Origin of the sequence: Pseudomonas sp. (genome assembly GCF_049590575.1) — a bacterium.
Classification (GTDB): Bacteria; Pseudomonadota; Gammaproteobacteria; order Pseudomonadales; family Pseudomonadaceae; genus Aquipseudomonas.
Window position 1 is genome coordinate 1 of the sequence record NZ_JBAWDE010000305.1, and the last position, 1,646, is coordinate 1,646.

At 63.8% G+C, this 1,646-nt stretch carries 1 protein-coding gene; it reads left to right on the forward strand.

What is annotated here, in order from left to right:
- Nucleotides 1-274 precede the first annotated feature (274 nt).
- Nucleotides 275-1,646, forward strand: a 1,372-nt coding sequence (locus WBR57_RS21225; RefSeq protein WP_424086320.1) for a DUF3300 domain-containing protein, incomplete at its 3' end; no start/stop codon positions are given.

The following is a 1,646-nucleotide window of genomic DNA, read 5'->3' on the forward strand; positions in this document are numbered from 1 at the left end:
GAATATAGCCCGCGCACCGCAAATTAGACATCGCGCGCGGCTGGTATTTTTCGGTGGCGCCCAGCGGTACGCGCCTTTCCAGCCTGGCCGCAATTACGCGGCCCGGTGGTATTGGGCCAGGACCTCCGGTGCCGGCGCGTCGATAACCCTTGCAGATACAACGTTTGCGTTTGGTACGGCAGTTGCCCTTCGCCAAGGTGCGTATGGGACGGACATTAGCGGCAGCGAATCAAACGGGGCGCACGTCTGTTTCATTAGCGCTGGAGGTGAGTTTATGAAAGGTGAGCATCGAATGGGACGGGGGGCGCTGGGCTTAGTTTGCGGCGTAGCGCTGATCGCGTTTTCTTTAGGGCCTCCTGTAGCCGCCCAACAGCTTCCTCCGCCGCTGCCTCCGGCGCCGCAGCAGCCTCAAGCGGCCGCCCTCCTTTCACCTCAGCAGTTGGACAATCTGGTGGCGCCGATCACGCTCTATCCCGATAATCTGCTGAGCCAGTTGCTGGCGGCCTCCACGTATCCGCTGGAGCTGGTGGAAGCCGAACAATGGCTCCAGCAGAACCAGAATCTTCAAGGGCAGCAGTTAGTGGACGCCGCGCGGCAGCAGCCCTGGGACCCGAGCGTCCAGGCGCTGGTAGTCTTTCCGGATGTCTTGGCCCGGCTCACTTCCGATATTCGCTGGACCACCGACCTGGGCAACGCGTTCCTGGCCCAGCAGGGCGATGTAATGAGCGCCATCCAGCAGTTGCGAGCGCAGGCGCGCGCGGCTGGTCAACTGAACTCCAACCCGGAGGACACCATCGCCACCGACACCCAAGGCGGCCAGACCGCGATTCAGATCCAGCCCACGAATCCGGAGCAAGTCTACGTGCCCGAGTACAATCCCGAGGATGTTTGGGGCCCGCCGGCGTACGGCTATTATCCGCCGCTCGATTATCCTGACTATGGCTGGGGGTTCGGTTTCGAACCGCCCATCTATATCGGCGGATTCTTTGGCGGGCTGGGCTGGGGCGGCTGGGGCTGGGGCTGCAATTGGTTTGGCGGCTCGCTCTTTCTGAACGTCGGCTTCTTCAACCACTACGGTTTCGGCGGCGGTTTCTACGGACGCGGCGGTTTCGGCGGCCGCGGCTTCGGCGGGCGCGAGACGTGGGTGCACAATCCGGCGCATCGCATGGGAGTGGGGTATTCCAATCGAGCCGTCGCCAGCCGTTTCGGCGGGACTTACGGCGGGCGAGGGAACTTAGGAGGACGTGGAAGCTTCGGAAACACGAGAGCGTCGGGCTCGTTCGCGCGGGGCAACAGCAGCTTTGCGGGGCGCGGAAGCTTTGGAAGCCGCGGTGCCACGCCCGCGTACCGTTCAAGCCCATCATTCGGCGGGAATCGCAGCTATGGCGGCGCCAGCGGCTTCCGCTCCACCCCTGCTTACCGGTCGACTCCCGCTTTCGGCGGGAATCGCAGCTTCGGCGGCTCCAACTCGTTCCGGTCCGCTCCCGCATTTAACCGCAGCTACGGCGGATTCAGATCTGCACCCGCATTTCGGTCCACCCCCTCCTTTGGCGGCGGTCGAAGCTTCGGCGGTGGTGGATTTCGCTCGGCTCCCTCCTTTAGCGGTCGCAGCGGCGGAAGCTTTCGCGGTTTCGGCGGAGGTGGTG